This is a genomic window from Paenibacillus sp. 1-8 (assembly GCF_056316205.1).
Genome location: NZ_CM149995.1, coordinates 4,964,296 through 4,990,984 on the forward strand (window position 1 = coordinate 4,964,296; position 26,689 = coordinate 4,990,984).

Annotated in this window: 22 protein-coding genes; 7 read left to right on the forward strand and 15 right to left on the reverse strand. The window is 48.8% G+C overall.

Annotation, left to right across the window (positions count from 1 at the left end; all coding sequences use genetic code 11):
• The first annotated feature begins 33 nt into the window (after positions 1-33).
• Positions 34-1,257, forward strand: a complete 1,224-nt coding sequence (locus AC0WRU_RS22835) for an MFS transporter (protein WP_476126411.1) — start codon at positions 34-36, stop codon at positions 1,255-1,257.
• Positions 1,258-1,443: 186 nt separating this feature from the next.
• Here the strand turns inward: AC0WRU_RS22835 and AC0WRU_RS22840 are convergent, their stop codons facing one another.
• On the reverse strand, positions 1,444-3,123 hold the full coding sequence (locus tag AC0WRU_RS22840; RefSeq protein WP_476126412.1) for a glutamine--tRNA ligase/YqeY domain fusion protein: 1,680 nt from the start codon (positions 3,121-3,123) through the stop codon (positions 1,444-1,446).
• Between the two features lie 208 nt (positions 3,124-3,331).
• On the opposite strand from AC0WRU_RS22840, the gene AC0WRU_RS22845 reads away from it, so the two are divergent.
• Together AC0WRU_RS22845 and AC0WRU_RS22850 are read left to right on the forward strand one after the other, a co-directional pair.
• Positions 3,332-4,057 (forward strand): copper amine oxidase, encoded by a 726-nt coding sequence (locus AC0WRU_RS22845; protein WP_476126413.1) that lies wholly within the window; start codon positions 3,332-3,334, stop codon positions 4,055-4,057.
• Positions 4,058-4,141: 84 nt separating this feature from the next.
• On the forward strand, positions 4,142-4,690 hold the full coding sequence (locus AC0WRU_RS22850) for a GNAT family N-acetyltransferase (RefSeq protein ID WP_134912137.1): 549 nt from the start codon (positions 4,142-4,144) through the stop codon (positions 4,688-4,690).
• 109 nt (positions 4,691-4,799) lie between these two features.
• On the opposite strand, the gene AC0WRU_RS22855 is transcribed toward AC0WRU_RS22850, so the two are convergent.
• The 12 genes from AC0WRU_RS22855 to AC0WRU_RS22910 form a co-directional block, all read right to left on the reverse strand.
• On the reverse strand, positions 4,800-5,294 hold the full coding sequence (locus AC0WRU_RS22855; protein ID WP_476126414.1) for an N-acetyltransferase family protein: 495 nt from the start codon (positions 5,292-5,294) through the stop codon (positions 4,800-4,802).
• Positions 5,295-5,418: 124 nt separating this feature from the next.
• Positions 5,419-6,648 (reverse strand): MFS transporter, encoded by a 1,230-nt coding sequence (locus tag AC0WRU_RS22860; RefSeq protein ID WP_476126415.1) that lies wholly within the window; start codon positions 6,646-6,648, stop codon positions 5,419-5,421.
• A 47-nt stretch (positions 6,649-6,695) separates the two neighbouring features.
• The gene (locus AC0WRU_RS22865; RefSeq protein WP_476126416.1) at positions 6,696-8,828 is read right to left on the reverse strand and encodes a molybdopterin-containing oxidoreductase family protein; all 2,133 of its coding nucleotides are present in this window, start codon (positions 8,826-8,828) and stop codon (positions 6,696-6,698) included.
• Positions 8,829-9,187: 359 nt separating this feature from the next.
• Positions 9,188-10,036, reverse strand: a complete 849-nt coding sequence (locus tag AC0WRU_RS22870) for a formate/nitrite transporter family protein (RefSeq protein WP_476126417.1) — start codon at positions 10,034-10,036, stop codon at positions 9,188-9,190.
• 385 nt (positions 10,037-10,421) lie between these two features.
• Positions 10,422-11,783 (reverse strand): FAD-dependent oxidoreductase, encoded by a 1,362-nt coding sequence (locus AC0WRU_RS22875; protein ID WP_476126418.1) that lies wholly within the window; start codon positions 11,781-11,783, stop codon positions 10,422-10,424.
• Positions 11,784-12,170: 387 nt separating this feature from the next.
• A complete protein-coding gene (locus AC0WRU_RS22880) occupies positions 12,171-12,647 on the reverse strand; it encodes a glutathione peroxidase (RefSeq protein WP_025684704.1) in 477 nt (158 codons plus the stop codon).
• 87 nt (positions 12,648-12,734) lie between these two features.
• Entirely contained in the window at positions 12,735-13,535 is an 801-nt protein-coding gene (locus tag AC0WRU_RS22885) for a hypothetical protein (RefSeq protein ID WP_476126419.1), read from the reverse strand.
• Positions 13,536-13,545: 10 nt separating this feature from the next.
• Complete coding sequence (locus AC0WRU_RS22890) at positions 13,546-14,439, reverse strand: ABC transporter ATP-binding protein (RefSeq protein WP_476126420.1); 894 nt, start codon at positions 14,437-14,439, stop codon at positions 13,546-13,548.
• A 230-nt stretch (positions 14,440-14,669) separates the two neighbouring features.
• Positions 14,670-15,689, reverse strand: coding sequence for an LLM class flavin-dependent oxidoreductase (locus AC0WRU_RS22895; protein ID WP_025684710.1), 1,020 nt, complete (start codon positions 15,687-15,689; stop codon positions 14,670-14,672).
• Positions 15,690-15,786: 97 nt separating this feature from the next.
• Positions 15,787-16,950, reverse strand: coding sequence for an AI-2E family transporter (locus tag AC0WRU_RS22900; RefSeq protein WP_476126421.1), 1,164 nt, complete (start codon positions 16,948-16,950; stop codon positions 15,787-15,789).
• Between the two features lie 418 nt (positions 16,951-17,368).
• Positions 17,369-18,337: a cation diffusion facilitator family transporter gene (locus tag AC0WRU_RS22905; RefSeq protein ID WP_476126422.1), complete on the reverse strand. Its 969-nt coding sequence runs from the start codon at positions 18,335-18,337 to the stop codon at positions 17,369-17,371.
• A gap of 239 nt (positions 18,338-18,576) precedes the next feature.
• Complete coding sequence (locus AC0WRU_RS22910; protein ID WP_476126423.1) at positions 18,577-20,355, reverse strand: DEAD/DEAH box helicase; 1,779 nt, start codon at positions 20,353-20,355, stop codon at positions 18,577-18,579.
• A 508-nt stretch (positions 20,356-20,863) separates the two neighbouring features.
• Between AC0WRU_RS22910 and AC0WRU_RS22915 the strand changes: the two genes are divergently transcribed.
• The 3 genes from AC0WRU_RS22915 (at position 20,864) to AC0WRU_RS22925 (ending at position 22,749) form a co-directional block, all read left to right on the forward strand.
• The gene (locus tag AC0WRU_RS22915; RefSeq protein ID WP_476126424.1) at positions 20,864-21,508 is read left to right on the forward strand and encodes an immunity 50 family protein; all 645 of its coding nucleotides are present in this window, start codon (positions 20,864-20,866) and stop codon (positions 21,506-21,508) included.
• Positions 21,509-21,685: 177 nt separating this feature from the next.
• Positions 21,686-22,315 (forward strand): hypothetical protein, encoded by a 630-nt coding sequence (locus tag AC0WRU_RS22920; protein ID WP_476126425.1) that lies wholly within the window; start codon positions 21,686-21,688, stop codon positions 22,313-22,315.
• 284 nt (positions 22,316-22,599) lie between these two features.
• Positions 22,600-22,749, forward strand: a complete 150-nt coding sequence (locus tag AC0WRU_RS22925; protein WP_476126426.1) for a DUF7716 domain-containing protein — start codon at positions 22,600-22,602, stop codon at positions 22,747-22,749.
• On the opposite strand, the gene AC0WRU_RS22930 is transcribed toward AC0WRU_RS22925, so the two are convergent.
• Complete coding sequence (locus AC0WRU_RS22930) at positions 22,739-24,373, reverse strand: DUF6138 family protein (protein WP_476126427.1); 1,635 nt, start codon at positions 24,371-24,373, stop codon at positions 22,739-22,741. The two genes, AC0WRU_RS22925 and AC0WRU_RS22930, sit on opposite strands and share 11 nt — an antisense overlap.
• A 212-nt stretch (positions 24,374-24,585) precedes the next feature.
• On the opposite strand from AC0WRU_RS22930, the gene AC0WRU_RS22935 reads away from it, so the two are divergent.
• The gene (locus AC0WRU_RS22935; protein WP_476126428.1) at positions 24,586-26,007 is read left to right on the forward strand and encodes an SMI1/KNR4 family protein; all 1,422 of its coding nucleotides are present in this window, start codon (positions 24,586-24,588) and stop codon (positions 26,005-26,007) included.
• Here AC0WRU_RS22935 and AC0WRU_RS22940 read toward each other — a convergent pair.
• Entirely contained in the window at positions 26,004-26,639 is a 636-nt protein-coding gene (locus tag AC0WRU_RS22940; RefSeq protein ID WP_476126429.1) for a TetR/AcrR family transcriptional regulator, read from the reverse strand. The two genes, AC0WRU_RS22935 and AC0WRU_RS22940, sit on opposite strands and share 4 nt — an antisense overlap.
• Positions 26,640-26,689 lie beyond the last annotated feature (50 nt).

Below are 26,689 nucleotides of genomic sequence, written 5' to 3' on the forward strand. Positions count from 1 at the left end.
TTCTCTACCGGGCTAAGAAAGGAATGGCTTGTCTTGCAAAATAGAGAAATTCAAGAGACTCCTCTATACTCCTTAAAGCTGTACAATTTTTTTCTGTATGGAGCCATGGTCATTTTCTCCAGCTTCTTCCCGTTGTATCTGCAAGAGATCGGCATGGACAAGCTTGAGATCGGAAGTCTGATGGCGATTGGGCCTTTTGTATCGGTATTCGCAAATCCCTTCTGGGGCTATACCAGTGACCGGAGTCGTAACCTTCGGCGTATTTTACTGTTTATGATTGCAGGTACATTGCTGCTGCTGCAAGCTTTATTTCATGTCCATACGTATGTCATGATTTATGTGTCGATGATTGGCTTTTATTTCTTCCAAAGTCCTTTGTTTGCCCAAAGTAACAGTCTCATTCTCAGCTACATTGAGGGCACGGACCGAAAATTCGGCTCCTTCCGCATCTGGGGCTCCTTCGGCTGGGCTGTGACGGCGGCCGTCGCCGGCCTGATCATTGACCGAACGGGGGTATCCAGCATATCCAACATCTTTACAGTGCTGCTTCTGGCTGCCCTGATCTGTACCCTGGCGATTCCACCGCTGAAAAGCACTGTTGAAACGGCAACCATTCATTTGCGCGGCTTTGGCAGCATTTTAATGAACGGATACTTTATATCTTTCATTTTGCTGGGGATCTTGGTATCCATTCCGAATTCGATCAACAGCGCCTTTATGTCCCTGTATATCACCGAACTGGGCGGGTCCAAGCTGATGCTGGGTTTTGCTGTCTTTATGTCATCGGTATTCGAAATCATTGTCTTTTTGCTATTTGATCGCTTTTTGAAGAAAAAAATGACGGTTATGGTCGGCTGTCTGGCCCTCGTTAGTTTGCTGTTTGCTCTACGTTGGGAGCTAATGGCCTTGGCCACAGACCCGATTCAGATCGTGTTCATTCAGGCACTTCATTGCGTCACCTTCGGTGGTTATTTTTATGTAGGCACCCAGTTGACCGTCCTGTTCACACCGATAGCTTACCGCTCATCCGGGCAGGCCGTATATACGTTGACGTGGAGCGGGATATCCGGCATTGTAGCAGGATTTGCAGGAGGCTGGCTGTTCCAGAATTTCGGTGGTGAAATGATGTACAACGCAGGCGTTTTCTTCGCCTTGCTCGGCTTTGTGGGATTCACCATCATGTGGTATATGCTGTACAAGAACGGTTATCAGCCCTTTCATGCCGACGACCACAAACGAGCAGAAGAAGCCCCTTAAAAACATCCGTAGGACGTGACACCCTTTTTCATTGTTTGCCCGTTACGAACAGTAAAATGACCAAATATATCCAATTATCATTATATATAGAGCCCGTGAGCGTAAAGTAAAGGAGTCTGCCGATGGCAGACTCCTTTTTTTGACTTGATCGCACGAGGCTACCATCTGTCCCACGCTGTCCAATAACTATTGCTTGGGCAATTGGAAAGAGCTTTTCAGTGATACTACACGGTTAAATACAGGCTCACCCGGCTTGGAAAGCTTCGGATCGACACTGAAATAACCATGACGGAAAAATTGGAACTTGTCCTGCGATCGTGCATCCTTCATATTCGGCTCGACAAAGCCGTGAGCAATTTCCAGAGAGTTTGGATTCAATTGGTCGAGGAAGGTTTTTTCCGTTGCATCCTCTTCAATCGCTTCCGGGTCCTCTGCATTAATCAAAGGCTCATACAGGCGGAATTCAGCAGGAACGGCCTGAGTAGCCTCCACCCAATGGATTGTGCCTTTCACTTTACGTCCAGTAAAGCCTGAACCGCTCTTGGTTTCTATATCATAGGTACAATGGATTTCCGTTACATGACCGTCGGCATCCTTAATGACATCGTTACATTTGATGAAGTAAGCATGCTTGAGACGTACCTCATTACCAGGGAACAAACGAAAGTATTTGCTCGGCGGATTTTCCATGAAGTCCTCACGCTCGATATAAATTTCACGGGAAAACGGAATTTGACGTGTACCGAGTTCCGGATTTTCTGTATTGTTTTCCGCCTCCAGCATTTCAACTTGTCCTTCAGGATAGTTTGTGATAACCACCTTCAACGGATCTATGACTGCCATGGTGCGGGGTGCCTTAAGCTTCAAATCCTCACGTACAAAATGCTCCAGTACCTGCAAATCGATGACTCCGTAGGCTTTGGAAATGCCTGTCTCATATACGAAGCTGCGGATGGCCTCCGGCGTGTAGCCGCGACGACGTAAACCGGAAATCGTCGGCATACGCGGATCATCCCAGCCGTCTACATGCTTCTCATCGACCAGAAGCTTGAGCTTGCGTTTGCTGGTTACCGTTTGAGCCAGATTCAGCCGTCCAAATTCGTATTGATGAGGTACCTTTTCCATCTCACATTCAGCTATGACCCAATCGTACAGTGGGCGTTGATCCTCGAACTCCAGCGAACAGAGTGAGTGCGTTACGCCCTCAATCGCATCTTCCAGCGGATGAGCGTAGGAATACATCGGGTAAATGCACCATTTATCACCCGTGTTGTGATGCTCGGTACGCGAAATACGGTAAATTACCGGATCACGTAAATTAATGTTTCCCGAAGCCATATCAATTTTGGCACGCAGTACCTTTTCACCATTTTGATATTTGCCTGCACGCATCTCTTCAAACAGCTTCAGATTGTCTTCCACACTGCGATCCCGATAAGGGCTATTTTGCCCCGGCTCGGTCAGTGTGCCACGAGTTTCACGGATTTGGTCCGCACTTTGATCATCTACGTAAGCTTTACCCTTTTGGATCAGCAGAACGGCGCGCTTGTACATTTCGTCAAAATAGTTGGAGGCAAAATGTTTTTCCTCCCATTCGTAACCGAGCCACTTCACGTCCTCCTGAATGGAGTTTACGTATTCCGTGTCTTCCTTCGCCGGATTCGTATCGTCAAAACGCAGGTTGGTGCGTCCTCCGAATTCATCTCCCAACGCGAAATTAATCCAGATGGCTTTGGCATGTCCAATGTGTAAATATCCGTTCGGCTCCGGTGGAAAGCGTGTAACAACTTCCTTTACCTTACCAGTACGTAAGTCCTCTTCAATGACACTCTTAATAAAATTGGGGGGAGTGATCGGCTTTTCCACGCTAATCAACCTTTCTTCCGTGTAATCTGTACAAAATCTGTTCCCTTAAATATACCCTTTCACACCGCATAACTCAATAAAATGAAAAACCTTATGTACTTTTCATTCAAAAAAGTAACAAGTTATGAAAAAGAGTTAACATTTCTGACAAATAAATTCGCTATAGTGTATATATCTTTTATTTTACCCGGAAAAGGAGAACCCGCCCGTGTTTAAGCTACTCATCGTGATCCTGCTGTCCATGCTGTTGTCCTCCTCCGGTATGATTTCCGGTCATCCTTCACCAAACCCGGTGCCTGAACCCATACAATCCCATCCTTTAGCCGTCGCTCCTGAAGACTCATCCGTCAAATTGTATGTTATGGAGCCTTCCCAGGGACTATTCCGTACAGCTACGCTGGAAATCGGCCAGCAGCACCGTGCGTTCGCATGGTCAGGCTCGGCAGATATCGCCACCGCACCGCAGTTGTACTATACGGATGTAAACGGCGATGGTGTTCGCGAAGCGGTGGTCATACTGACCCTCGCCTCAGGCACAGGTGTCGAATTGCAGGAACTTCATATCGTCAACGCCCAGAGCATGGACGAGTATCCGGTTGAATCGGCGGCAGATGCCGTGTCCCGGCGGGTTCACAGCAGTGTGGAACTGCGTGACCACAACCAACAGGTGCATATTGCAGTCACGATTGATGGCATCACACACACGCTCAACCCAAAAGCATCGGCGTTTTACGATGATCCAGCCCATTTTACTGACCGCCTTGATTTCAGCTCTGTCGTCATGTATGATGCCGAACAACGTCCTCTGCACGCCACCGTATCCGGCAGCGTATCCCCAACCGAATTTGTAGGGGATTTGGAGCTGAAGTATGTATATGAGCATGGACGGTTCCGAGTGGGACCTATTGAGTTTGCAGCTTCCTCTCCGTTTTGACGACTCTCTCAGAATAAGGTAGCATGGGATTAAATGCTAGACTGGCTGGTTTAGCGATTTTCCGAGTGAAAGAGGGGATCAATCATGTTTACATACGCGTTGGACGAACGCACAGTCCTTCGTCCGCTCACCAAAGAGCATGTGCAGCCTCTGTTTGAGCTGATCGAAATGTCCCGTGACCGCCTGCGTCAGTGGCTTCCATGGGTGGATTCCACCACGGAAATCAGCCACACAGAACAGTTCGTGCAGAGCGCCTTGAAGCAGGCCGCAGAGAACGGGAGCGTGACCGCTGGAATCTGGCTGGATAACGAGCTGGCTGGCATTATCAGCTACCATGAAATCAATTGGACTCACCGTTCGGTCAGTATTGGATACTGGCTTGGACACGGTTACGAAGGACAAGGTCTCATGACCAGCGCATGCCGCGTATTCATCGAATATGCGCTGATAGAGTTGGACCTGCACCGGATCGAAATCCGTTGCGCCACCACCAACCGCCGTAGCCGGGGTATTCCGGAACGTCTGGGCTTCGTGCTCGAAGGCATTATCCGCGAAGCGGAACTGCTGCCCGACGGCTATATGAACCATGCTGTGTACGGCATGCTCCAGAGCGAGTGGAAACAGCTTCGGTAACCTTGCACCATAAAACAGCGCCGCAGCCCGTTTAGGGTCTGCGGCGCTGTTCCTTATGAACGGCTTATAGAAGGCTTATAAGAAGCTGATTACGCTGTAGAATCCATGTCTATTTCAAGAAAGCGGCCATTAACACATCGTCCACGAATTGGCCCGCTATGTAAAACTCCTCATGCAAACGTCCTTCAATCGAGAATCCGCATTTTTCATAAAACATAAGGGCCTCCATGTTGCACGAGAGTACCCGCAAGCTTAATTTGCGAATGCCCTCAGCGGCTGCAATATCCTTCATGGCACCCATAAGCGCTGTCCCAATACCTTTGCGGTGATAGGCTGGGTGCACGGCTATATTTATTTCCAACACATGACAATTACTTGCCAACAGCGTTGGAGAACGAAATCCGATATAACCGCAGAGCACTCCCTGTTCGATAGCGACCAGTTGAGAGCCCGGAGGCGTATTGCGCAAAAACTCCCCACGCGACTTCCATGACAGCGAGGCGGGGGCCGTTCGTTCATTCCATACCAATTCATCCAGCGCAATCAGATCAGGAGCATCCTTCATCTCCGAATGACGAATCGTCAGGGGTTGACTTGTAAGCAATTTCTTTCAATCCTTCCTGTGAAGGCGTTCCTGAAGTATAGGCAGCAACCATTCGTCATTTATTGTACCATAATCACGGGCTCATCACAGTCTTTATTAGGACTTAAGAACTGGAAACGTCTGCCTACGTAGTAGTCTCAAAAGCATCCTCTTCACAGCGGGAACGGTTCAATCCGCTATGCAGAACAAAGAACAGGATGGACAAAACCGCCACGCCCGCTGCCAGCCAAAGTGTGGGTGGAAGGCCTCCGCCATCATATAGCCTCCCCATAATATAAGGCCCCATCACCCGTCCGGCAGCGCCAATCCCCCCGACTAACCCGATGTAAAAGGGTGCTCCCCGACCTCCGTGGACGGACAAAAATGCCGGAACCGCTGGTGCGATCAGCATCTCTCCCAGGGTTGCCAAAACCATGGCGAATATCATCCCCGTATAGTTCTGTGTGCCTAGCATGACGATATAGGCTACCAAATAAAATCCTCCGGCCCACGTCATTTGAGCCGAAGCATGCCGGGCATAAAGACGCTTGAGCCAGAAAATAATCGGCTGTGCAGCAAAAATAAGCACACCGTTCAGTGTCCATAGTAGCCCGTACATCGTTTTAGGCAAGCCCTGCTCGATAATATACGGGGACACTCCCGTATTCCAGATCGAATTACCGAACCATAAAAAGAGCGAGCCCAATCCGACGAAGAGATATAGCCTGGTATCACGGAAGAGCAGCCGTGCTGGTATTTCCTCTGTTCTTTTCTTCAAGGACTTGCTGAGCTGAACCTCCCCCTCTTCCCGATCCACCCTGCTCAGATAGGACCAGAAAAATCCGGCAAATACCGCAGAGGTAATCCCGTTCATGACAAAGCTGAGCTGATAGGAGAAATCGGCCAGAACGCCGCTCAGTCCCGTTCCCAACGCCACCCCTATATTATTGGCAACATAGATAATATTGAACAGCTCTCCACGGCGGTCAGCAAAGCGAAAACCTACAAATGCCTGAATCGCGGGCACAGATACGACATTAAAAAAGCCGATAAAGCCCATCATAATAACAAACGCAATCCAGTGACCGCTGGTAAACGGAAGCGCGAGAAGTCCCAACGCGTTCATTGTCAGCGAGCCGACAATCAGTTTTTTGGCCCCAATGCGGTGATAAAGGGCTCCTCCTAACACCTGACCAAAAATCCCGCCCAGAGACTGCACCAAAATCGCAATCCCCGCATCTCCCATACTGCGGTGCAGCTCGTCAAACACATACATGCTAACTAACGGCCACATTAGAGAGCTTCCGGCGGAATTAATCAGGCTGGCGACGAGAAACACTTTCACTTCCTTCGGATAAGAATCCAACCATTTCATATATTTTGTTTCTCCTTTAGCATCGGACACCATAACAACACATTATTTCATTGGCGCTTCACATTCACCACCGTTGAAAAGAAAGTAGCTCCCCGGCCCATATCCGATAACCGATCAGAGGTCAACGCATTAGCACGCTGTCTGCGTCCTTTACCTTCCCACCATAACCCTTGGCTAATTACTGTACCGGGCAGCATCAGACCCGTGACTTTGGCTTTCAGCTCATACGTTCCCCGGTCGTTCCATACCGTAACCGGATCACCGTCCGCGATGTCTCTTGCTTGAGCATCCTCCGGATGAATTTGCAGCAAAGGCTCCCGTTCCAGCCGTTGATGCTTGGGTAAATTTGCAAACGTGGAATTCAGAAAATTATGATTCGGTGGCGAAATAAACATCAGCGGAAACCGCGCGTCCGCTTGCGGTCGATGCTCTCCGTCATATCCTTCAATCAGCGGCACATACGAAGGCATCGCGGGTAGACCCGCTTGCTTCATCTTTTCTGAATACAGCTCAATCTTGCCCGAAGGCGTAGTCAGACGATCCAGATAGGTAGCCTTCGGCGTCATGTCCAGTTTGACAAAAGGTGACTTTTTTAAGGCTTCCAAAGTCACACCGTTGAGATAAGGATTTGTCGGGTTATCAAGTGCACCCGCGATCATGTCCTCTTCACTTTCCGTGAAAGCAGCCTCGTCAAAGCCCATAGCCTGTCCGAGCAGGCTAAACAGCTCATAGTTGCTTTTGCTTTCCCCAAGTGGAGCAATGACCGGCTCCTGCATCTGGATATAATGATGCCAATACGATTTATACAGGTCTGTGCCTTCAAAAGAAGACGCCGCAGGCAGTACAATATCTGCATAGCGGGCCGTATCGGTAAGGAACAGGTCGTGAACGACCGTGAACAGATCCTCCCGTTCAAACCCCTGCGTCACCCGATCGGCATCCGGTGCTACGATAACCGGATTGCTGCAGTACACGAACAGCGCCTTGATCGGCTCGTCCTTCTGTAGCAGCGCTTTGCCGATTTGGTTCATGTTGATCACCCGGGCATCCGGGTTCTTACGCAGATCAGGACGTGCCAGATTGACGCCGTTGAGTTTGCCGTAAGCGCCGTTGGAACGCGATGCTCCCCCGCCGTGCTTTAGCCATTGCCCGGTGAGCGCAGGCAAGCATGTAACCGCGCGTACATTCATACCGCCATTATCGTGATGCTGAAGTCCGTTGCCAATGTTGATATACGCCGCTCGCGCCTGCCCGTACATCTCCGCCAGACGGATAATATCTGCTTCTGGCACGCCTGTAATGCGTGAGACCCGCTGCGGGGTATATGCCTTCACATGCTCGCGCAGTTCCTCATGACCGACCGTATAGCGGCGCAAAAATTCATCGTCCGTCAGCCCTTGCTGGAACAGTACGTGCATGACACCCAGCGCGAGCGCAGTATCTGTTCCCGGGTATAGCGGAATGAACCAATCCGCCCATTGCGCTGTCCGGTTACGGTGAACATCAATGACAATTACCTTGGCACCTTTTTTACGTGCCTTCTCAGCCAATACCACCTGATGCATATTGGTGCTGATGACATTTCCTCCCCATACAATAATGAGGTCAGCATCCTCTGTATCCTCCGGACTGGTGCCGCCCTTAAAACCCATGACGGATGCCCAGCCTTCATTCCCAGCCACGCTGCAAATCGTCTGGTCCAGTTGGCTTGAACCCAGCGCATTAAAAAAACGGCGATCCATCCCATCCACACTCAACACGCCCATATTGCCATAATAGCTGTAGGGGAGAATAGATTCCGGGCCGTCCGTGCGAATCAGTTCCTTGAAGCGGCCTGTAATGGTATCGACTGCCTCCTCCCAGCTAATTCGTTCGAACTTCCCTTGCCCCTTGGGACCTACACGCTTTAACGGATAGAGCAGCCGCTCGGGGTCATACACTCGCTCCGTCATATTGCGAACTTTGTTGCAAATGGCCCCTTTTGTAATGGGATGATCCGGATTACCGGTCACCTTGACGATCTTTCCGTCTTCCTTGTGGAGCAGGAGCCCGCACGTATCCGGGCAATCCAGCGGACATACAGCCGGAAAAACACCGTCCGTGCGCTCCGTCATTTGCGGCCCTCTTTGCAAGTCTTGCTGAAGCACAGCCTCAGGAGGCGCGCTGTTACGATGATCCATGTTGTTGATGCTCCTTTCCGTTACTGTTTCCAAAAATTACACTGTTCTTATCATATATACAGCTATGTCCTATGGCAAGAGAAGGATTTTGCCGACCCAAATCCGTCCAAAAAGATCAAAAAATCCGCTTGCTGCTCACAGCAAAACGGATTTCTAATATTCTATATTATATTTTGATCATACCTGTTTCATTATTGAATACCAAGGGTAAAAGAGATCAAGGCATTATGGACGAGAGCACACTCATCCTCCATGCCAAATCATGGACCACTCCCAAAAAAATCCGCCATGACAGGTTTCGTTCCCCCGGACCTGCCATGGCGGATTTGCTTTATTCCCATTTCCCAGGCCCAGCTTAATCAGGCATGGTCACTCAACGGAGTTGTTGCAGTAGACGAGGGTGCCTGAGATGATTCATTCACAGGATGCACAGCGGTATGAGGCTTTTTCAAATATGCCAACCAGTATGCCCCAGCTACAAACAGGCTTCCTCCCACCAAATTCCCCAGCCAAACCGGAATGAAGTTCATAATATAATCTGTCCATGAAAAATGACCTGCGAAAATAGCCGCCGGAATAAGAAACATATTAGCTACAACGTGCTGGAATCCGATAGCTACAAAGGACATTGTCGGGAACCAGATCCCCATAATTTTGCCGCCGATCGAATCCGTACTATACGCCATCCATACAGCCAGCGCTACCAGCCAGTTACATCCAATACCGGATATAAACGATTGCAAAAAGCTTTCATGCAGCTTGTGTCCCGCCATATCCACCACTTTGTCCAAATAAGGTCCTGTCTCGGTTAGACCCAGCACATGACCAAAGAAAAAGGCAACAAACAACGAACCCGCAAAATTACTAAGCGTAATAATCGCCAAATTACGGAACATCGCTCCGGTCTTGATCCGTCCTGCCCATCTCGCCAAAGGTACAGCCATCATATTACCAGTCAGCAATTCTCCGCCGCCGATCAATACCAATATCAGACCTACAGGGAATACGGCTGCTCCAATAAAGGTAGCGATACTTCCCCATTCTTTGGGTGCGCTTGCGATAACACGTATATCCAGCAAAAACCCAAGCGCAATAAATGCCCCTGCCAAAAATCCCAATACCACCGCCACAGTCCATGGATTGTTCGCTTTGGCCACTCCTGTTTCCACCGTTTTTTCAGCAATCTGCCCCGGTTTATAACTTGCCATATATTCCGCTCCTTTAACATCTTTTCACTCGAGTATTCTCTCTCGTATTTTATTTAAAATCAGTGATTTTGTTTGTGAAAAAAATCACTTTATTAAATATTAAAAAACAGCCCTTGGGTAAAGGACTGTTTTTCATGTATTATTACGTCTGCTGCGCTACTGTGCGCTTTACATTTAGTTGTATTCTTCCTTTTCAACTGCTCTCAAGAACCAAATAACTCCACCGATGCCTACCAGCGCCACAACTACAAGAAAAAGGATATAAAACAAACTCATAAGCTACTTACCCCCTAATCCTTATGCTACTCTATATTGTACTATAAGGATTCGTCCATACGTCTCAGATTGTTGACAAACTTATGAACAATCTCACAGACAAAATGAATTATACGGTAACTGGCTTCCGTTCAGACACTGGCGGCAAGGCTTGCAAACCGGCTGCATTCAGGAAATTCCAAGGCTTGTTATAATGCGGCTGGAAGAAGAAATCGACAAAGGCCAGTTGATCAATGGTCATATGATTTTGAATGGCTACGGATAGCGTGTTAATGGATTGCGTCAAATCCACTTTCGACATAATTTGTGCCCCAACAATTCTCCGTGTCTCCTGCTCATATACCACTTTCAGCAGTACCTTTTCGGAGGTTGGCATAAATTCAGGTCGGTAGCTGTCCTCAATGGTGACAGCCTCTACAGCCATACCTTCGTCCGCTGCTGCCGCTTCCGTCATACCTGTTCCTGCAATATTATCTTCATAAATTTTAATACCCGAAGTTCCCTGTGTTCCCATATAAGCAATGGTCGGTTGTACCAAATTGCGTGCTACCAGCGTGCCCATACGAACAGCATTGGTTGCCAATGGAATATAAGCTGTTTTACCTGTCGGATTGTAGCGGATTGCACAGCTATCGCCTGCAGCAAATACGTCCGGGCAACTGCTTTGCATATAATTGTCCACAATGATCGCGCCGTTGGGCAGCATGTCTACCTGACCTTTAAGCAGATCCGTTTGAGGACGGAAGCCAATACAGAGAATAACAAGCTCTGTTTCATGTTCTCCTTTAGATGTCACCACTTTATTCACCTTACCGTTACTTCCTTCAAAACGGCTCACTGTTTCTCCCAGCACCAGCTTGATGCCATGCTTCTTCAGGGAATTTTCAATCCGGTCTGTATATTCCGGGTCCAAATATTTATTCAAAATACGATCAGCACTGTCGATCAGCGTTACGTTCTTGCCGTTCATTTGAAAAGCTTCCACCAGCTCAACACCGATATATCCGGCACCGACAACCGTAATGTTCTGTACATGCTTGGCTTTCTCAATGATGTCATTGGAATGATTATAGTTTTTGCAGAGCAAGATATGATCAAGCTCAATACCTTCCAGCTTCGGAATAATAGGCCACGAGCCCGTAGTTACAATTAATTTATCAAAGGTGTCCGTAAATTCTTCTCCTGTTTGGAGATTGCGTGCTTGCAGCGTTTTGCCTGCTGTATAGACATTCGTTACCTCATGAAGCATCTTGGTCACGACACCCAGCTCAGCCAGTTCATTCGGGGAAGAATAAAACAATCCGTGCGGATCTTTGACGACACCACCTACGTACAGTGCAATACCACAAGATAAAAACGAAATATTGTCATTACGCTCGTAAACGGTAATTTCGGCATCTGGATAACATTTGGCTGTGTTGACGATGGCTGCCGTACCTGCGTGTGTACATCCGATAACTGCTACTTTCATGTTGAATTCCTCCTTGGTGTGTGGGCATACAATGTATAATAATTGTGAATTGTTTCACGTAACTGCGTTGTTGATTGTGATTTATTTCACTTCATGTGCTTATTATAATGTGACATTTTTCACATTGCAATAGCTTTCTATGATATTCACAATTTGTCCACATTTTTAAAAGTCAGGAAGATACAAAGTCAGCCGTTTGCTGAAACGACTCTTTGCTTCATTCAGTTTTTCCTGTAGGGGCCTTGATTATGCCTTTTATCAGGCTTCCAAATGCTACTGCAACGATCAACCGAATGTGAAATGCAGACAACAAAAAAGGCCGAACCCCGGAAAAACACCGGAAATTCAACCTGATCTAAATGTATATTTCTGATGAAGCAGAAGCTATTATAGCAATTGCTCGATGGCCGCTTTCATGGCCTCTGGCGATTCCTTGGGTTCAAAGCGATTCACAGGCACACCTTCACGATTCACAATAAATTTCGTAAAATTCCATTGAATCGTACCGTCTTCCTGCTCTCCAGGCTGCTGCTTTTTCAAATATTCAAACAGAGGTGCTGTATCCGGGCCGTTAACGTCCACTTTAGCGAATACCGGGAAATTAACCCCGTAATTCAGTTGGCAAAATTCAGCCGCTTCCTCGCTGCTGCCCGGCTCCTGACCGCCGAATTGGTTACAAGGAAAGCCTAATACAACCAGTCCCCGATCCTTATATTCATCATATAGCTTTTGCAAATCCCCATATTGCGGGGTAAGTCCGCATTTGCTTGCGGTATTTGCGATGACCAGCACCTTACCGGTGTAGGTATCCAGAGGAACCTCCTGATTCGCTGGTGTTACGGCATGATGTGAATAGACAGACATATAGCATCCTCCTTTGCTTCACTTGGTTTAAGTTTCATCACCTATTTTACCCAAAACGCGACGGACATGCCAACATCCCTCGATACTTTAGCGAGACGCCGCCACTTCGAGTCTGCGTTCTTCACGTTCTGAAGCAGACATCCTTGGACACGCAAAACAATACCGCTGGCCACCGCCAGTCTTGTAATATTGGCAGCAGGACGGTTTCATATATGCCTTCTCACCGGGACGGTAAGGGTTATCCAGCTCAACAAGACGAACCGTAAACGGGTTTCTTTTACGCCCGAATACCTCTCCCTCCAGTTCCCGCGTCACATAATAATAATCTTGTTCAAAATGCTCCACATCCTGTGGATCGGTCAGCGATGGCTGGACTCTATCCTTAAAATACAGCAAGGTCAACGGAAATTGTCCCCACATCTGTCCAACAGATGCGCCTCCAGCCGCAGCCATCGCCTCCAGTATCGGTCTGATCTGCAAGCTGTAAAAGTCACGCAACGCCTGTTGCGCCTGTCCGGATGAATGATGCTCGTCCTGCCTGATGTTGTCCAGCTCAGTTGTGTCGATGACCTGAAGGCTAATAGCGGGATATTTCCCTTGATAACAAATATGAAATCTGAGATTGGAAACCGACAGATCGAGACGGCGTTCACACAAAGACACCATAAAATGCTGAGCAAACACAAGACCACGCAACTGGTTCACAAAATAAACGGCTGCGGTCAAGCCGTCTTCCGCACGCAACAATTCACCATAATACTCCATCACAGAGCCAAGCTTATCCGGTTCAAGCCATTCTGCTACAGGCCCGGAGTATACCGCATCTTCTGGTGTGTCTGTCACTATTCGCGCCAATTGCTCAAGCTGATCATAATCCAGTGGTTTCATTAGGTCTCCTTTATCCTCTTGCCGCTACCTGTGGTCTGGCTTCACGCCGCTCGGAAACGGAGCCTACTAATTGATTCTCTTCCAGATTCAATCCCTTTACGGCTTGGCTTACCGCTGGTTGTCCGGCCAAAGCATATGGAAGACACAGCGGTACACCGGTACGAGGATCTGTTACGATATCCGCTTCAATACCGAACACCTCGCGCAGCACGTCAGGGGACATGACCTCGTTTGGCGTTCCTACAGCCTCGGCCTTCCCTTTTTTGATCGCGATCATATGCTGGGCGTACCGGGCTGCATGGTTCAAATCATGCACGACCATGACAATGGTACGTTCGGCCGAAGTGTTCAAATACTCTAGCAAATGCAGCACTTCCAGTTGGTGAGCCATATCCAAAAAGGTAGTCGGCTCATCCAAAAACAGAATATCCGTATCCTGCGCAAGCGCCATGGCAATCCATGCACGCTGGCGCTGCCCGCCAGAAAGCTGGTCGATCGGGCGGTCGTGGAACTCGCTCATTCCTGTCACCTGAATGGCCCACTCTACCATTTTACGATCATCTGCTTTCATGGAGCCAAAGCCTTTTTGATAAGGAAAACGTCCGTAAGATACCAGTTCCGTCACAGTCAATCCTTCCGGTGCAGTCGGATTTTGCGGCAAAATAGCCAACTGCTTCGCTACCTCCCGGGTGGATTGCTTATGAATGGATTTACCGTCGAGCAGAACGCTGCCGCCTTTAGGATTCATGATGCGAGCCATCGTTTTCAGAATGGTGGACTTGCCGGAGCCATTTGCACCCACCAATGCTGTGATCTTCCCTTGCGGTATTTCAACGTTCAGATCCTCCACAATCAACCGATCTTCATAAGCAATATCCAGATTAGCCGTTTTCAGACGAAACATTCGGAATCATTCCTTTCCCTTATCTAATATATAGTCACGGGCTTAACGCACGATATTCATCAAAACTTCATTCTATCTTTATATAATAAAGATATTGATAATCATTATCAAGTATTGATTGGCATATTTCCTTAGCATAGGAATCATTTCACGGAAAATGACCCCGAAAATTCACAAAAAAAGACCACAGCTCCTCAAAGCTGTGATCTTCTAATATCCGGCAGACAACATCAAGACTGTGCAGAACGCAGTCCGAATGCTTCAGCCATAAGACGTATAGATTTCATTTTGGCGTCAAAGTCATGAATAATGCTTGCCACCATGATTTCCTGTGTATGATAAGCCTCACTCAATTGCTCAATTTGGTGCTTCACCTGCTCAGGCGAGCCAACCACCATGCGCTTGCGATTCTCGCGGATGCGCATCCGATCATATGGCGTATAAGGATACGCCAATGCCTTTTCTACGGAAGGTGTGCCAGCGGAGCGCATTCCCTGCTCCAGTAACACCAGAGACAAGTCCATGCTGGAAGCCAGGCGGTTCGCTTCTTCCTCGGTATCCGCACAGATAGCAAATACGGCAACAAGTGAACGTGGACGATCACTATGCTGTGAGGGCTTAAAATGCTCCTGATACTCCTTCATAGCCTTTGTGCCACCTGCGCCGTTGATGAACTGTGCGAATGCAAAACCCACGCCGCGTTCGGCTGCAAGCTCTGCACTGTCGCCACTGGAGCCGAGCAGCCACATTTCCGGCACGGTTTCTACGAGCGGCATCGCCTGTAACGAGCCAAAGCGATGCTCACTGCCTGTACTGTCATGCAGATAGGCCAGCAGATCATCCAGTTGCTCGGGGTACAGATCAACCCCGCCCCTGACTTTGCCCTCCTGCAAGGCTCTGGTGGCGGTTCGCATTCCTCCCGGCGCCCGTCCCAAACCCAAATCCATACGCCCCGGATATAACCCTTCCAGCACACGAAAGTTTTCCGCTACTTTATAAGCGCTGTAATGCGGCAGCATCACACCGCCCGAGCCGACGCGAATGGTCGATGTACGAGCCGCCAGATGCGAAATTAATACCTCCGGGCTGGAGCCTGCAAGATTGGAGACAGAATGATGCTCCGACACCCAGAAACGGCGATAACCCAAGCGTTCCGCCTCTATAGCAAGTTCGGCAGTCTTGTGTAACGCTTGCGCATGCGTCATGCCTTCCGATACCGGAGATTGGTCAAGAATGCTGAGTTGTATCATAAAAGTCTGACCTTTCTGTTTTGGGATAAGAATAGGTATTAATTATAGCACGTAAAGCCACAGTTACCCAAGAGGTACCTTGATCGACCGGAAAGCTCTATTTTTTGTAGAGACTCTCTCTGGCTTTATCTGCTTCATAGAGGTGTGAACGTATCTTAAAGAAACTAAACAGATGTGTGACGATAACCTTCAATACAGCATAGCCCGGAACCGCCAGTATAATCCCTACCACTCCAAACAGATTGCCCGCCGTCAGAATGACAAAGATAATCGTGATCGGATGCACCCGGAGAGACTTGCCCATAATTTGCGGAGAAATAAATTTACCCTCAATGAGCTGTACGACTGTCCATACGATGACCATTTTGAGCAGCATAACCGGAGATGTTACCAAAGCTACAATTAATGCAGGCGTAATGGCAATCACGGGTCCCAAATAAGGAACAACGCTCGTAAAGGACGCAATGACGGCAAGCGTCAGAGAATAGTCCAGTCCGATGATCAAGTAGCCGATATACAGCAGAAACCCAATACAGAAGCTGACAATAATCTGCCCCCGGATATACGAGCTGACCTGATGATTCATTTCGGTCATAATGCGATCAGTCTCTTTACGAAACATAGGCGGGAACATCCTCAGGACCGACTGCGGCAACTTGTGTCCATCCTTCAGCAGGTAGAACAGAATAAATGGAACCGTAGCGATCGCAAGCACCGTTTCTGTGACTACACCCAATAAGCTTCCCAAACCTGCCCAGGCATTATTAATGAAGGCAGATAGCTTTTCAGAAGCCTTGGAGGCCAGCTCAGATGGATTAATTTGAATAGTATTCTGGAACTGATTCACAAAATTGCTGCCGATCAGCTTCTCGAATTGTCGTTGTACTTGTTCGCTGTATGCAGGCCCATTTTGAATCAACCCCTGAATCTGATCACGTATCACTGGCACTACCGATGTAATCACGATGGTAATGATCCCTATGATAAGCAAATACAGCACAATAATGGAGTAGATCCGTTTGACCTTGTTGCGCTCCAGCACATCAACCAGCGGATTGAACAGATAGTACAAAACACCGGACAAAATGACAGGGAGAATGATCGTTTTCAGCAGCACAATAACGGGGGTAAATATGTACGAAATTTTGGTGAGCACCAATACATTTAAACCAATGAGCAGCAGTACCAGCAGGAATAACACAAACTTGTTGTTCAGAAAAAACTTTTTGAATCGGTCTTTCCATGCCGGAGTTGTTTCCACATGACATTCCCCTTCTCTTTAAGCAAATGAGTTAATGATCCTTCATATTGCTAAGATATAATTTTAGATCAAAATATACAAGGTTATACCCGAATAACACAAAAGCAAACAAAGTTGTAAGACCACATACAGACTTTGCTTGCTTTGGAATGTTATGGGGTATCCGTTGTCTCTCGCACCAGCTCATTCGGTGGAATTTGCTGTTTCGCAATCGTCTTGGCATCGATATTAAAGCCCAATGAAGCCAATTACAGCATTTCTGTTGTGCTCAGGTTCGTTTCAATATAAGGAGAAATGCTGTTTAAAATACTTGGCAGCTTAAATTTCGAATCCTGACCGGAAGCGACCGAAATTTGATTTGTAAAATGATATCTGTCAATTCGCGTCGTCTGTTCAGTTTATCACGATTGACCTGTGACTAATGGTAGTTTTCCTTGTCTGTCACGCTGTTATTCTTATGTTCTTGCGGCGCCAGATTAGCATTGTCAGGGGTGTCCGCGTACCATGGGTTAAGATGCACAAGCACCTCGTAAACCCTCGGTTCCTGCTTCATTACAGCCCCTTTGATCAGCCGGATAATATCATGTCCCTGCTGAATGGTCAGAGAGGCATCTACAGAAGCTCGGATATCCACAATAATGTAATGACCGTGCTCACGGGCACGGATGCGGTCAATTCGCTGAACCTCGGCTACGCTAAGAGCTGCTTCGGCATAGCTTTCGATTTCCTCGGTTGCAATCGCCTTTTCCATCAGGATATCTATGGATTCACGGCCCATTTCCCACGCCAGCTTCAGAACCAGCAGTGCGACCACAAACCCGGCAATCGGGTCACCGTAGGATAAAATCGGAATGCTCCAGTGCTCCCCGATCAGGCCCAAACTGATACCCAGTACAGCAGCAGCGGAGGCATATACATCCGCCAGATGATCCTTAGCCGTAGCAATGAGACCCTGGCTATTGGCTGCCCTTCCGATACGGATCGTATATATATACAGCCATTGCTTCCAGAGCAGGGAGATAATCGCCGCCACCAATGCCAGTATATGCTCCTTCGGCATCGGTTCAAACAGCGCCATAATGGAATGGTAGCCGATAAATATGCCGGCTGCGAACAAAATGACCGCTACCACGCTAGCTCCAATAACCTCTGCCTTGCCGTGACCATATGGATGATCCTCATCCGGCGGCAGACTCGATATACGCATCGCCCCCAGCGCCGTTGCCGAGGCGATTACGTCCCCGGCGTTATGCACACCGTCAGCAACCAGCACCTTGCTGTTGAACATGACGCCTGTAATAATTTTAATGCCAGTTAATAGGATGTTGCTGATCAGGCTGATCCACGCTGACACCATAGCACGTTTGCCCATATCCTGTTCCTGCATGATGTATAACCTCCGTATCTATCTTGAAAGCAACTGTTATCCCCAAGTTAATCGGTTACTTTCAAGGCAGCTATGCTACTGGTTTTCTTTGTTTGCTCAGCGCAGTAATGCTGCTTATGTCATCCTATGATGCTACCGCATCGGCGGCATGGGTGGAGATTACAATAGCCCCGGAAGATGAGCCTCTCCGGGGCTATTACCATAACCATAGTTGAGCGTTCTATGAGAACGCTCTTGCTTTATCTGGACCGTCCGCGACGGCCTCCCTGTCCTTGAGCCCCGCGCGGTCCACCCTTGGCCTGTCCACCGCGACCACCTTGGCCTCCGCGGGCGGAGCCGCTGCTGCTGCGGTCATACCCGCCGCGTTCGCTGCTTTGCCCTGCGGAACGGCCTTGGCCTCCGCGCGTGGAACCGCTGCTGCTGCGGTCATACCCGCCGCGTTCGCTGCTTTGCCCTGCGGAACGGCCTTGGCCTCCGCGCGTGGAACCGCTGCTGCTGCGGTCATACCCGCCGCGTTCGCTGCTTTGCCCTGCGGAACGGCCTTGGCCTCCGCGCGTGGAGCCACCGCTGCTGCGGTCATACCCGCCGCGTTCGCTGCTTTGCCCTGCGGAACGGCCTTGGCCTCCGCGCGTGGAGCCACCGCTGCTGCGGTCATACCCGCCGCGTTCGCTGCTGCTGCGGCTGGAGCGACGTTCGCCGCCTGCGGATGCAGCGCGCTCTTCGCGCGGCTGCTCCCGCTCGGTGCTGCCACGGCCTGCGCCGTCACGGCGACCCGCCTGTTCGCGGCCGCTGCCCCGGCGTCCGCCGCCGGAACCGTTGCCGCCGAAGGAACGGCGGTCGTTTCTGCCTGAGCGGCGTTCTCCGCCCTGCCGCTCAGCTGTATCGGCAGCAGGTCTACGCTGCCCGCCGCCCTCGCTGCTGGTGAATGTGACACCAGCAACCCTCTGGATGTTCCGAAGCTCTGGAACATCCCGTGGCGTGGCGAGCGTTACCGCCACACCTTTGCCTCCGGCACGGCCGGTACGCCCGATGCGGTGAATGTAGCTTTCGGCATCCTGCGGCATGTCATAGTTAAAGACATGCGTTACGCCTTCCACATCCAGGCCGCGTGCGGCCACATCGGTCGCTACGAGCAATTGAAGCTTCGCTTCACGGAACGCCTTCATCACTTGCTCACGCTTGTTCTGGGACAAATCCCCGTGAAGCTCGCCGCTCTCGAAGCCCATTTCTTGCAACTGCTCATTTAACGCAGCAGCGCGGCGCTTCGTACGGCAGAAAATAACAGCCAAATACGGACGATCCGCATTCAGCATGTCCACCAATGCCTGCTGCTTGTCCCGATCTGTCGTCTGTACAACGACCTGACGGATTTGGCTCACCGGAACGGAAGAAGCGGACTTCACTTTTACATCCACGGGTTCGTTCATATATACACGAGCCAGTTTGCGGATACCTGCTGGCATTGTAGCGGAGAACAGCATGGTCTGTCTCCGGTACGGAACTTCCTGAAGAATCGTCTCTACATCGTTCAGGAAGCCCATGTGCAGCATTTGGTCGGCTTCATCCAGCACCAGCATTTTAACACCGCTCAGATCCAGCGTGCCGCGTCTCAGATGATCCAGCAGTCGTCCGGGTGTACCGATAATCAACTGTGCGCCGCCCTTCAGCTTGCGAAGCTGACGCTCTACATCCTGTCCTCCGTAAACAGCCAGCAACGACAAGCTTGGCTCCGTAGCCGCCAATAAGTTCGCTTCCTGTGTAATCTGGAGCGCCAGCTCACGCGTTGGAGCAATCACGAGCGCCTGCGGATGGCGCTTGTCCAGATTCATTTTTTGCAAAATCGGCAGTAAAAACGCAAGCGTTTTACCCGTTCCCGTATGCGCCTCGGCAATAACGTCCTGACCTTCCATCAACAGCGGAATGGATTCCTGCTGTACAGGTGTTGGTGCTGTAATTCCCTGCTCTTTCAAGGCGTCTACCCAATGCTGCTCTACGCCTAATGCTGCAAAATTCTTCAAGTGGTATTCACTTCCCTTATCTGTATTCAATATGTGTCACGTAAAATAGGTTCATGTGCCATATGACATCCATCGTTCCATAGTTCAGAATTCCCATTTTTGTATCGGTTCTCTTTCAACCCTTTTCAGGAAGGGAGCTTATCCGTTATCGTTGATTCTGTTCATGTAACCAAAACATACGGCCGCAATGCGGCTCAGGCCGTTCCATATATGACCTTCCTAGTATACGCGAATATGAACGGGTTTCCAAACCATTTTAATGGACAGTTGCAAAAGGTGAATTTAGTTGCCCTGTCATATATTATGATAGTAGAAACGGTAATTTATGAAAAAAAGGAATGATGCCCGTAGTCAACAACCTGCATTACAACTTTATAATGACAGGCCGACTGTCTGAAGAGCGCACTGTATTTGCTGGCGAGCGTTTTTCCAATCTGTTCATGGACTCGCTTTTCTTTACCATATACTTGAAAGATCAATTATACTAAACATCAGGAGGTTGAAACTTATGCATATTCAGATTCAAAACGTTGAAAAAAAAGGATACGACTATCTCATTCATTACAAAGCCGGGGGCGCACTGCCGTTCGTTCCGCATGATATTGTTCTGATTCATGGCAAGCAGTATTTTATCGGCACGATTGTGGAGGTAGGGGCGGTACAGGCTCTTTTACGGATCAATCCGGAATATGAGAACCAATTGGCAGGCTCCATCGGGCTTGAGCTGGCTTTCTCACCGACGGTCTCCATTCAAGGAGCAGATAAAATTGTGGAAAAGCTCGGATATTTCCCTCCCTTTCATTATGACCAAATCACAGCAGCAGATATCACAAAGGACCAGATAACATTGACGATTGAACTATCACCCGCTACCATACTGACACCCAAATCACCCGATCTGACTCCTTCGGCTGAACAGCCTTCGCTTTCCACGTCTTCAACGGCAACTGTACCCCGTTACGCGGTGACTTTTACTTTTTTAGAGACAAAGGAACACGAGCTGACCGCTATGGAAACGGAAAACATCATTTTACAGCTTGATTTCCGTTATGAGGAGGCGGACATGGTCATTGATATTGATGCATTAACCGGACTGTCAGGCAGCTTCCTGTGCAGAGGCATCCGTGCGGAGATTGCAGAGTTGAATGAATAAACAGGAGGCTCGGGAGCTGAACGCAGAGCAAATTAACACACTCGACAATTGGGTGGATACCATCCTGCCTTTCGCACAACATGCCCTGAAGCAATTGCTGTAACATGAAGATTTCGGCGTGTCTGCCAAGCGGGAACTGTCAAGATAATCGACATCCAAAGGAGAATCAACCTACTCATGCGAGTCAAAATATTTATATTCATACTTATCATTGGGGTAATATGTGTTCCCGCCTATTTCATCATGAGCAGCTTCGGGTTATTTCAAAATGAAAAAGTACTTGTGCAGTACAAGGTTGCCGTGGACGTGGAGGGTGAAAAGTATGATGCCTGGCCTGTCATCAGCAGCTTTACCGCTATAGACAAAAAAGGCGTCGACCGTCAGCTCTACTATCAGACGAAAGGCGCCGGCTTGGAGTACCTGTTTCAGTTAGCCTATGGACAATATGAACTCAGGCCCTCCAAAGAAAATCCTTTTCTGGACGGAGGAATTCACTACACCATGGATCATCCCGATTACGTCCGGCAAGAGAAGAAATATAAGAATGCCAACGATTACAGCCAGTTACAGCATTATTATAACCAGCAGGAACAAGTCATCTATACTTATAACCCCGAAGCCAGACTTGACAAGGCATATGTTCGCTCCATCATCACTACAGGTATGACTCGCAGCTCTGGTGGATCAAGCAGTCAGGTGAAAGATAAATATATCAATATTACTAAGCTGTTCAAGGACAAGCTGGGAATTACCGTAAAAGTAGATGTAGACGAGGACAACAAAATCGTTACTCTATCCATGATATAAAAAATAATCTTTCGTTCCCAGATTACCCCGGAATACCGAAAATTGCCTCATGTTCGCAGATTCAAGGCATAGATCGGGAACTCTCCTCGTTCATTAGGCGACTGGACGTCCCAAATTAGCAAGTCATCTTCCCCGCTGGAAGCGAACGGCACCGCATGCTTCAGTAGCTCCGGAAAACTATCTTGACTATTATCGGGGTAAGCCTGTCTGGGCGCTCAATCGGGCGCATCTGAGTTACCTGCTCTCTTACATAAGCAAGCATCCGAAGGAGGAAGCTCTGAAGCGTGAGCATACATCACGCACAGACATGGCTGGAGATAGCGACCGTGCAGGATGTCATTGAAGTGCTACGCCGCAGTGGTAATGAGCCGGACATCCACCGCATCGCACAGGGACTTCAGTATTACCACGAATACGATGCTTTTATGGAATAAGAGATCCTAGCAGTGCTTTTACCTCAGGATCAGCCTGTTTCAGACTGCTTTTCAGCTTTTTCTCGCCGCCCCAAATTGGGTAAACGAGCAGCTCTTTGTCGTAATCGTCCAGCTTCTCAAGCTCCTCGACCAGCACCTGTGCCTGCTCTACGCTTTTGATTCCAGACGACTTCAACGGCTTGGCACTTTGGTTGCCTGCCAGAAGAATCTTCGTCCAAACTGGAATTGTGTCCGGTGTCAGTCCATGCGCATCTGCAAAAGCAGCCGCGTAGCCGTCCTGTACCGACTGATGCTCCGTATCCACCAGCTTCATATAGCGAATCACCAATGGAAAATAGTCCGTTCCTTTCAGGCTCAGCCCCATCACCGCATAGGTGCCCGGCATCGCCGATTTTCCTCCTGGCTCCACATCGTTGTACCACTTGAACTCTTCCATCACGATATCTGCATATTCAGCCAGCAAAGGATGCAGCGCGGGGTATTCAAGTGCATTAGCGAAGAAACGATGTAACGTAGATTTGGCCAGCTTGGGCACAGGCAGGAAATTTTTCACCTTGCTCTTGAGCTTCAAGCGGTATTCCTTGGTAAAGCCTTTCTGTAAAATATCGCATACATATACGAGCGCTTCCCTGTAGCTCTCTTCCTCCTCCGAAAGAATATGAACCTCCAGTGTTTGCAAAATATCATTCGCTTGGCAGGTGACGCGCTCGCTTGTATATAGTGCTGGGATGCTTCCTGACCCGCTCTTGAGCCATTGGGCAGCCCCCTCCGAGCCTAGCTGTGCAGCGATCTCCAAATATTTCTGCCGTGCATCGGCATCGGTCGAACCCACTCGCATCGCGGTGAGCAGGAACATCTCCATAGCTGGCGCAGGAATATTTGAAGGACGAATATCGGACTTCACCGTATAATCCAGTCCGTAGCTTTTATCCCGATCCGCATACTTCGCCAAAAATTCATCTTCAGCCCAACGCTTTAAGCCACTGTTAAGCTGATGTCTCCATGCTTCCTCACGATTGCGGCTCACCTTCACTTTTGCATCCATTCGATCCAGAAGGTCACCTACCCGTTCGGCATCTATAGGATACAAGTGAGGATCGAGCAAGTGCCTCACAAAGAAAAAATCGTCCTTTTCCTTCGGCACAGCTTTACTGGAGGGGTTGAGCTTCTGTTCCACAAACTGTTGGATAGAGGCTAACAAATGCTGTCGTTTATCTTCGTTCAGGAGCGAGAATGTAAAATGGCTGGATTTCTTCTCCAAGACCACTTCCAGATGAAACTCCAGCCGATAACGAAAGAACATGGAACTAAATTTTTCAGACTTAAATAGAGCCTCTATCCGTTCCCTGAATAGAGGCATCCATTCGTTCTGCACCTGCTGGAGCGTTACCCCCTCCGTAAAACCAGAAATTTTCGTATCCGGTCTACGATGATCCCAATCAAACGGTTCATAGGTATCCACCCATAGCCCGTTCTCCTTACAGGTAACTTTTAAGTATTCATGAATCCCTTCGTGAAGGACACTTTTGGTCTGAAATTCGGCGATTCGTTTTTGCTCAGAAGCGTACGCCTTATCAATTGCCTCGAAAATCGGATCTATGTATGCTTGTACCCCTGATGTCATACGATGTGCTCCTCCTTCATCCCCTTACAAATTGTAGTTCCAACGTAATTAAGATAGACTAATCTATAACTATTTTATTTCCTGATTATAGCATATCTCTCATTTACTTTTGGACTCTATAAACAGAAGGCTACGAAGCTTTGTGATGAGATTCTATTATTCTTGCAGAAGCAGCATTGCCGGATTTTAAAGTAAGAGGAGGACGAATGAAAATGACGGCATATTTTGAGCAAACCCTTGAGAGGCTGGGGCAGATCGCCGACCGTTTGAGACAAAGCGGAATGCCTGACGTGGAATACGAGTGGACGGAGGGCAGCTCCACAGGTGAGTTAACGGCGCTGGAGGAGCGGCTACAGAGACCTTTGCCTGCCTCCCTGTCTGAACTGATCCAACGATGTGGCAGCTTATATCTATTATGGTCGCTCCCCCAACACTGCATCGTAGCTGATGTATCGGGACGTACAGGTGAATATAGTTTTACCTCTGATCACGGACTGAACATACTCGACGATATCACGGGTGAGTTTGGCTGGAACCATGAGTATATTAGCTATTTCACATCCTATGGGGAAAATACAGACTCACCAGCGGCAATGGACGAACATCGGTATCTGATTTTTAACTATAACGGTGCGGGCGATCCAGTGTTACTCGATTTGGCGACATCCACTACCGAGCCTGCGGTGTTCTGCTATGATCACGAACGGGATCAATTCACCTTGCTTGCGGACAATCTGCCCGCCTATATAGACACCATCCTCACATTGCACGGCCTATGGGTATGGGATTGGACGACAGTGATTGACGAGCATGGCATTCAGCTCAAAAGTCCCCCACTACAAATGTGGGTACGCTGGCTGGATGCGTTCTGCAATGTGAGGCTGGAGGATGCTCATTCGCTTGAAGATTTGATTAAATATGCCACGATGCATGGCGTAGATAATCCTGCCGTTTTGCAGGCTTTTCAGCCCTATGATCCGAAGGGTATTTTCCTTGCCTGGGAGCAACGCATTCAGCATAACCCTGCACAATTCGCTACATGGGCCGTTTTTATAGGAGAAACCGCTGGCGACGGGGCTGCCGATTGGGTCCGCTCCTTATGGCAGCCGGGCAACGTGCAAGCGTGGACTTCTTCTTCGGTTCCCAATAGCGACTCTGTTGGTGTAGGTACATTTGTATCCACCCGTGCCTACCTGACCGCCCGCTGTCTGCCCGGGCATGAAGGCTTGGCATACGTGTGCAATTACCTGCTACAGCATTCAGCGGTGGATGGTAAATTAGAAGGGTACACCGCTAACGGGCAGCTACAGCATTTTCATTCACCACAGGTCATTGACTGGATACGGGATAAGGCGAATCATCCCGTAGAGGGCTGGGCAGCGCTTTTCGCCCACTCCCGTCCTACAACTAAACAGTTGCTTGAATGGCTATCCGACAGCGAGCTTCATCAGAAAATCACAACCGAAGCATTGAATATCATGATCCAGCGGGATCTTCTTCCCACTATGGAAGCAGACACTCGGGCTAACATCTCAGACCTGCTTCATGCTTCTTTGCAGCTTGTTATGCTCAAAAAAGATAAACGCCGTATTGAAGCAGTGCTGGAGCAGCTTTCTGATTTGGAGCATCGTTAGCCTTTTGGAGCCGCTGCGTCAGCGCTTAATCCCCGGAAAAAGGTATCTATAGTGAATGAAATTAATTCGTCATTTGATTTTGCCGTAGGAAAATCAAAATTCAGGAGCAGGGAAGTCAATCCGTGCAGCATACTCCACACGGATGTGGCGATCAGGCGCTCATCCCCTTGAGTTATGCTGCCATCATCCATAGCGGCTTTTAGTCCGGATTCAAGCAGCTCAAAGCCTTTAAAGCGTTCACTGTCAATAAGGCTAATTAAGCTTACAGATTCCAGGTTGCTGATAAACAGGATATTGTAATATTCCGGGTTAGCCGTTCCAAAACGAACATAAGCGTCGGACACTGTTTTCAGCACGTCCAGGGCATTCAATCCTGCTGCCTGTGCTTCTTCCGCACGCTGCTGAAGAGACTGAAAAAACATGGAATTTCCTTCTATCAGCAGTTCACGGACAATCGCTTCCTTATTGGCAAAATAATGATAAATGGTCGTTGGCGAATATTCGATCCGATCCGCAATTTTGCGCATGGAAACTTCGGCATACCCTTGGTTCAGGAAAAGCGAGCGAGCGGCCTCGATTATTTTCCGGCGGATCTCACTGCTTTCACGTTCTCGGCGTTTGATATGTTTCATAAGTAGATGTACTTGCCCTTTCTGCCTGCCCCAATTTGGCGGTGATACGA

What these genes read in the sequence shown, in the direction of transcription:
- AC0WRU_RS22875 (WP_476126418.1), bottom strand. Translation starts at nt 11,783, where the DNA reads ATGAAAGTAGCAGTTATCGGATGTACACACGCAGGTACGGCAGCCATC.
- AC0WRU_RS22915 (WP_476126424.1), top strand. Translation starts at nt 20,864, where the DNA reads ATGCATATTCAGATTCAAAACGTTGAAAAAAAAGGATACGACTATCTC.
- AC0WRU_RS22885 (WP_476126419.1), bottom strand. Translation starts at nt 13,535, where the DNA reads ATGAAACCACTGGATTATGATCAGCTTGAGCAATTGGCGCGAATAGTG.
- AC0WRU_RS22865 (WP_476126416.1), bottom strand. Translation starts at nt 8,828, where the DNA reads ATGGATCATCGTAACAGCGCGCCTCCTGAGGCTGTGCTTCAGCAAGAC.
- AC0WRU_RS22905 (WP_476126422.1), bottom strand. Translation starts at nt 18,337, where the DNA reads ATGCAGGAACAGGATATGGGCAAACGTGCTATGGTGTCAGCGTGGATC.
- AC0WRU_RS22890 (WP_476126420.1), bottom strand. Translation starts at nt 14,439, where the DNA reads ATGTTTCGTCTGAAAACGGCTAATCTGGATATTGCTTATGAAGATCGG.
- AC0WRU_RS22880 (WP_025684704.1), bottom strand. Translation starts at nt 12,647, where the DNA reads ATGTCTGTCTATTCACATCATGCCGTAACACCAGCGAATCAGGAGGTT.
- AC0WRU_RS22940 (WP_476126429.1), bottom strand. Translation starts at nt 26,639, where the DNA reads ATGAAACATATCAAACGCCGAGAACGTGAAAGCAGTGAGATCCGCCGG.
- AC0WRU_RS22850 (WP_134912137.1), top strand. Translation starts at nt 4,142, where the DNA reads ATGTTTACATACGCGTTGGACGAACGCACAGTCCTTCGTCCGCTCACC.
- AC0WRU_RS22860 (WP_476126415.1), bottom strand. Translation starts at nt 6,648, where the DNA reads ATGAAATGGTTGGATTCTTATCCGAAGGAAGTGAAAGTGTTTCTCGTC.
- AC0WRU_RS22930 (WP_476126427.1), bottom strand. Translation starts at nt 24,373, where the DNA reads ATGACATCAGGGGTACAAGCATACATAGATCCGATTTTCGAGGCAATT.
- AC0WRU_RS22935 (WP_476126428.1), top strand. Translation starts at nt 24,586, where the DNA reads ATGACGGCATATTTTGAGCAAACCCTTGAGAGGCTGGGGCAGATCGCC.
- AC0WRU_RS22870 (WP_476126417.1), bottom strand. Translation starts at nt 10,036, where the DNA reads ATGGCAAGTTATAAACCGGGGCAGATTGCTGAAAAAACGGTGGAAACA.
- AC0WRU_RS22920 (WP_476126425.1), top strand. Translation starts at nt 21,686, where the DNA reads ATGCGAGTCAAAATATTTATATTCATACTTATCATTGGGGTAATATGT.
- AC0WRU_RS22895 (WP_025684710.1), bottom strand. Translation starts at nt 15,689, where the DNA reads ATGATACAACTCAGCATTCTTGACCAATCTCCGGTATCGGAAGGCATG.